This window comes from Pseudomonas sp. Xaverov 259 (assembly GCF_019352915.1).
Taxonomy (GTDB): domain Bacteria; phylum Pseudomonadota; class Gammaproteobacteria; order Pseudomonadales; family Pseudomonadaceae; genus Aquipseudomonas.
The window spans coordinates 311,273-317,442 of record NZ_JAAAFV010000072.1; the positions used below are offsets into that span (position 1 = coordinate 311,273).

Consider the following 6,170-nt stretch of genomic DNA (forward strand, 5'->3'; position numbering starts at 1 on the left):
GCCCTACATCGCGATCCTGGACCGCAAAAGTTTCATGAATTATTTCGTTACAAACTATTACATTTGAGATCCTTTATCAATTACGATCGCCTCTCACTTTCACCCACACGAGAATAATCAATGGCTACCGGGATCAGTTCTGCCCCCCTTTCATCGCGGCATTTGCTCGCGTCGGCGGTGGGTTTGGCAGTGGCTGCGCAGGGAGGATTCAGTTATGCGGTGGAGACTGCAGCAGATGACGGCACAGGCGTAATCCAGCTCGGCGCGACCAGTATCGAAGGTCAGGCGCCGAGCCAGAGCACCTACAACCCCGCCGCTCCCTCATCCCCCAAGTACACCGAGCTGCTGCGCGATACGCCGCAGACCATCACGGTGGTGCCCAAGGAAGTCATTCATGACCAGAACCTGCTGACCCTGCGCGATGTGCTCAGCACCGTGCCCGGCATCACCTTTGGGGCCGGCGAAGGCGGCAGCGGTTATGGCGACAGCATCAACCTGCGCGGTTTTTCGGCCAGTGGCGACATCTACGTCGACGGCGTGCGCGACAGCGCGCAATACAGCCGCACCGACCCGTTTAACCTGGAACAGGTCGAAGTGGTCAGCGGCGCAAGCTCGGTGTATTCGGGTTCCGGTGCAGTCGGTGGCACCATCAACCTGGTGACCAAGCAGCCTGAGCTGCGCGATAAAACCACGATCAGCGCCGGTATCGGCACCGATAGCTACAAGCGCCTCACCCTGGACACCAACCAGCAACTCAACGACACCACCGCCTTCCGGTTGAACCTGATGGCCCATGGTAACGACGTGCCGGGCCGCGATTATGAAGATTACTCGCGCTGGGGCATCGCGCCTTCGATCGCCTTCGGGCTGGGCACGCCAACGCGTGTCACCGTCAGCTATGAGCATCAGAAAGACGACAACACGCCGCAATACGGCATCCCTATCTACAACGGCAAACCGATGCCGGGCGTGGGCTGGAGCGATTACTACGGCTACCACAACATCAATGACCAGCAAATCACCTCGGACGCGTTCAGCCTGAAGCTCGAGCACGACTTCAACGACGCCGTCTCGGTGCGCAACTTCACCCGCGTCGAGCGCGTGCGCCAAGACCTGCGTGCCTCCGGCCCCGAAGGCGCGCAGGCCGGCTGCCTGGCCACCGGCACCCAGATCACCGGCGCCCCGTGCACGGGCGGGCTCAAACCCGGCTACTTCCAGCCAAGCGGCGGCTCGCTGGGTAACGAGCGCAACACTCAGAACAAAATGTTCACCAACCAGACTGACGTGACCAGCCACTTCAGCACCGGTTTCGTCGAGCACACATTGGTCACCGGCATCGCCATCAGCCGCGAGGAATACGAGGCGGACACCGGCAAATGGCTGACCAACGCCAACGGCAGCACCATCGTGCCGCCACCGGTCAGCTTCAGCGACCCGAACTCGGAATGGAACGGCCCGGTCAACTTCACCCGTGCGGCGCACATCGACGGTGCGCTTAACAACCGCGCCGCCTATGCCTTCGACACGCTCAAGCTCAACCCGCAATGGGAAATCAACGGCGGCTTGCGCTACGAGCACAACGCCGGCAGTTCGGTGACCAACGCCTACTCCAGCACCGGTGTGGAAACCCCTGGCGGGCGCTTCGGCCAGGCGGATGACCTGACGTCCTATCGCCTGGCGCTGGTGTACAAGCCGGCCGAAAACGGCAGCATCTACATTGCCTACGGCAACAGCAAGACGCCGTCCCAGGCCAGCGTCAACGGCAGCTGCTACACCCCCGCCAAGAACAACACGGCGGCCATCAACAACTGCAATGTCTCCCCGGAAACCGCGGTCAGCTATGAGATCGGCACCAAGTGGGACTTCTTCGACAACGCCCTGTCGATCACTGGCGCAGTTTTCCGTAATGACCGCACCAACTACAAAGTCGCCAGCACCGACCCAACCAACCTGAGCGGCACGCAATCGCTCGACGGTAAGGCACGTGCGGACGGCGTTGCATTGGGTCTGAGCGGCGCGATCACGGACAAATGGAAGGTCTTCGCCAACTACACCTACCTCGACACCCGCGTACTGCGCAGCGCCAGCGACTTCACCCTGGCAAGTACCGGCTTCGACGCGCAGAAAGGTGAACCGCTACCGTTCACGCCAAAACACGCGGCCAGCCTGTGGACGGTGTACGACCTGCCGTATGACTTCCAAGTGGGCTACGGCATCACCGCGCAATCCAAGCAGTACCTGGTCAGCGCCGCCGGGGCACCGACAGCGCCTGGCTACGCGGTACAGCGTGCGATGCTCGGTTATAAGGTCAACAAACAGCTGAACCTGCAGTTGAACGTCAACAACCTGTTCGATAAGGAATACCTGACGCGCATCCGTAACAACGGTTGGGCAGTGCCAGGTGATGGGCGTGCGGCGGTGGTGTCGGCGGACTACACCTTCTAAAACCTGCACCTTCCCCTGTGGGAGCTGGCTTGTGTGGGAGCTGGCTTGCCTGCGATGCAGGCAACTCGGTACATCAGGCAAACCCGGTTGATGCCATCGCAGGCAAGCCAGCTCCCACAAAAGCCCTGCTCGGAATAGCTTGCTGAGCATTCGGTTTTCCGAACGCCACACCCCACCCCATTCGGTTTGCCGGACCGAAGCGTTACAAATCCCTCGTAACACAATGTTAATCTCCTTATAAATCAATCAAATAACCTTTTATTTGCGGTATGGCACGACTCATGCTCTACACTCCCTGACGATTGCCTGAGGCGCCTTAGGAGCCGTCATGGGCATTCGCAGTACAAAGAGAGCCGCTTAGCAGGCTTCATAAAAAAAACAAATGTCGAGGAAGTATTGATGCGCATCGTTCCCCATATCCTGGGCGCAGCTATCGCTGCTGCTCTGATCAGCACTCCAGTTTTCGCCGCCGAACTCACCGGCACACTGAAGAAAATCAACGACTCCGGCACCATCACCCTCGCTCACCGCGACAGCTCCATTCCGTTTTCCTACATCGCGGATGGCTCGGGCAAACCCGTGGGCTACTCCCACGACGTTCAGTTGGCTGTGGTTGAAGCCCTGAAAAAAGACCTGAACAAACCCGACCTGAAGGCCAAGTACAACCTGGTGACTTCGCAGACTCGTATCCCGCTGATCCAGAACGGCACTGCGGACCTTGAGTGCGGCTCCACTACCAACAACGCCGAACGCGCCCAGCAAGTTGATTTCACCGTCAACATCTTCGAAATCGGCACCCGTCTGCTGGTCAAGAAGGACAAGGATGGCAAGCCGTCCTACGCTGACTTTGCCGACCTGAAAGGCAAGAACGTCGTGACCACCGCCGGCACCACGTCCGAGCGCATCATCAAAGCGATGAACGCCGACAAGCAGATGGGCATGAACGTTATCTCGGCCAAAGACCACGGCGAATCCTTCCAGATGCTCGAAAGCGGCCGTGCCGTTGCGTTCATGATGGACGACGCCCTGCTGGCCGGCGAAGAAGCCAAGGCCAAGAAGCCGGACGACTGGGTCATCACCGGTACTCCACAATCCTTCGAAGCCTACGCGTGCATGGTGCGTAAAGACGACCCGGCCTTCAAGAAAGCCGTGGATGACGCCATCGTTGCCCTGTACAAATCCGGCGAAATCAACAAAATCTACAGCAAGTGGTTCGAAAGCCCGATCCCACCAAAAGGCCTGAACCTGAACTTCCCGATGAGCGAAAAGGTTAAGGAGCTGATCGCTAACCCAAGCGACAAGCCAGCCCCTGACGTAAAAATCTGATACCTGACTAAGCTTATGTCCTGAGGGAGCCACCGCTCCCTCAGGCGTCTGTTACTACCTGCTGGCTTTAATGTGGAACACTCGACCTGGCGGTTTTCGAGCCGATCGCGTGTGCCTGGCGTTCACCGTCAGGCGGGAAAGGATCTTCCCCAAGCGGGTGCTTGTACATCGATCGATCTCGAGGGGAGACCCTAATGAATTACAACTGGGACTGGGGCGTGTTCTTCAAGTCCACCGGCGTTGGCAGCGAGACTTATCTCGACTGGTACATCGCTGGCTTGGGCTGGACCATCGCCATCGCTGTCGTGGCATGGATTATCGCCTTGTTGCTGGGCTCCATTCTGGGGGTCATGCGCACCGTGCCAAACCGCATCGTAGCCGGCATCGCGACCTGCTACGTGGAACTGTTTCGTAACGTGCCGCTGCTGGTGCAGCTGTTTATCTGGTACTTCCTGGTACCCGATATGCTGCCGCAGAACCTGCAGGACTGGTACAAACAAGACCTCAACCCGACCACCTCGGCCTACCTGAGCGTTGTCGTGTGCCTGGGCCTGTTCACCGCCGCCCGTGTGTGCGAACAAGTGCGTACCGGCATCCAGGCGCTGCCACGTGGCCAAGAGGCTGCGGCGCGCGCCATGGGCTTCAAGCTGCCGCAGATCTACTGGAACGTGCTGCTGCCCCAGGCCTACCGCATCATCATTCCGCCGCTTACCTCGGAATTCCTTAACGTGTTCAAGAACTCCTCCGTGGCGTCCTTGATCGGTTTGATGGAACTGCTGGCGCAAACCAAACAGACCGCCGAGTTTTCGGCCAACCTGTTTGAAGCCTTCACCCTGGCCACGCTGATCTACTTCACCTTGAACATGAGCCTGATGTTGCTGATGCGCATGATCGAGAAGAAAGTCGCGGTGCCCGGCCTGATCTCCGTGGGGGGTAAATAATGGACTTCGATTTCAGCGGTATCATCCCCGCCATCCCAGGCCTGTGGAACGGCATGGTCATGACCTTGCAGTTGATGGTCATGGGCGTGGTCGGCGGCATCGCGTTGGGTACGGTCCTGGCGCTGATGCGCCTGTCGTCGAGCAAACTGCTGTCGCGCCTGGCCGGCGCCTACGTGAACTACTTCCGCTCGATCCCGCTGCTGCTGGTGATCACCTGGTTCTACCTGGCGGTGCCGTTCGTGTTGCGCTGGATCACTGGCGAAGACACCCCGATCGGCGCGTTCACCTCCTGCGTCGTGGCCTTCATGATGTTCGAAGCCGCGTACTTCTGTGAAATCGTGCGGGCCGGCGTGCAGTCGATCCCCAAGGGCCAGATGGGCGCAGCCCAGGCGATGGGCATGACCTATGGCCAGACCATGCGTCTGATCATCCTGCCCCAGGCGTTCCGCAAGATGACCCCGTTGCTGCTGCAACAGTCGATCATCCTGTTTCAGGACACCTCGCTGGTCTACACCGTGGGCCTGGTGGACTTCCTCAACTCCGCCCGCTCCAACGGCGACATCATCGGCCGCTCCAATGAGTTCCTGATCTTCGCCGGTGTCGTCTACTTCATCATCAGCTTTTCCGCCTCGCTGCTGGTCAAGCGTCTGCAAAAAAGGTTTGCCGTATGATCTCTATCAAGAACATCAACAAGTGGTATGGCGACTTCCAGGTGCTGACCGATTGCAGCACTGATGTCAAAAAAGGCGAAGTGATCGTGGTGTGCGGGCCGTCCGGCTCGGGTAAATCCACCCTGATCAAGTGCGTCAACGCGCTGGAACCGTTCCAGAAGGGCGACATCGTGGTCGACGGCACCTCCATTGCCGACCCGAAGACCAACCTGCCCAAACTGCGCTCGCGCGTGGGCATGGTGTTCCAGCACTTCGAGCTGTTCCCGCACCTGACCATCACCGAAAACCTGACCATCGCGCAGATCAAGGTATTGGGCCGCAGCAAGGAAGAAGCCACCAAAAAAGGCCTGCAGTTGCTTGAACGTGTGGGCCTGTCGGCGCACGCCCACAAGCACCCGGGCCAACTGTCCGGTGGCCAGCAACAACGTGTGGCCATCGCCCGCGCCCTGGCTATGGACCCGATCGTCATGCTGTTCGACGAACCGACTTCGGCGCTCGACCCGGAGATGGTCAACGAAGTGCTCGACGTGATGGTGCAACTGGCCCACGAAGGCATGACCATGATGTGCGTGACCCACGAAATGGGCTTCGCGCGCAAAGTGGCCGACCGCGTGATCTTCATGGACGCCGGCAAGATCATCGAAGACTGCCCGAAAGAGGAGTTCTTCGGCGACATCAGCGCCCGCTCCGAACGCGCGCAGCACTTCCTTGAGAAAATCCTGCAGCACTAAGCCCTACATAGCTCCCACTGCTGAAACAAGGCCAATGTGGGAGCGGGCCGGCACGC

Annotated in this window: 5 protein-coding genes; all 5 read left to right on the forward strand. The window is 59.3% G+C overall.

The window, feature by feature from the left end:
* Nucleotides 1–120: 120 nt before the first annotated feature.
* The 5 genes from K0H48_RS30175 (at nt 121) to K0H48_RS30195 (ending at nt 6,114) form a co-directional block, all read left to right on the forward strand.
* Complete coding sequence (locus K0H48_RS30175; protein WP_219337816.1) at nt 121–2,445, forward strand: TonB-dependent siderophore receptor; 2,325 nt, start codon at nt 121–123, stop codon at nt 2,443–2,445.
* A gap of 399 nt (nt 2,446–2,844) precedes the next feature.
* Nucleotides 2,845–3,771 carry a glutamate/aspartate ABC transporter substrate-binding protein gene (locus tag K0H48_RS30180; protein WP_058421600.1) on the forward strand — a complete coding sequence of 309 codons (927 nt, stop codon included), beginning with the start codon at nt 2,845–2,847 and terminating at the stop codon, nt 3,769–3,771.
* A 194-nt stretch (nt 3,772–3,965) separates the two neighbouring features.
* Nucleotides 3,966–4,712 carry an amino acid ABC transporter permease gene (locus K0H48_RS30185; RefSeq protein WP_219337817.1) on the forward strand — a complete coding sequence of 249 codons (747 nt, stop codon included), beginning with the start codon at nt 3,966–3,968 and terminating at the stop codon, nt 4,710–4,712.
* On the forward strand, nt 4,712–5,383 hold the full coding sequence (locus tag K0H48_RS30190; RefSeq protein WP_017137030.1) for an amino acid ABC transporter permease: 672 nt from the start codon (nt 4,712–4,714) through the stop codon (nt 5,381–5,383). Before K0H48_RS30185 ends, K0H48_RS30190 begins: the two co-directional genes overlap by 1 nt.
* A complete protein-coding gene (locus K0H48_RS30195) occupies nt 5,380–6,114 on the forward strand; it encodes an amino acid ABC transporter ATP-binding protein (protein WP_049709764.1) in 735 nt (244 codons plus the stop codon). The genes K0H48_RS30190 and K0H48_RS30195 overlap by 4 nt, the downstream gene beginning before the upstream one ends.
* Nucleotides 6,115–6,170 lie beyond the last annotated feature (56 nt).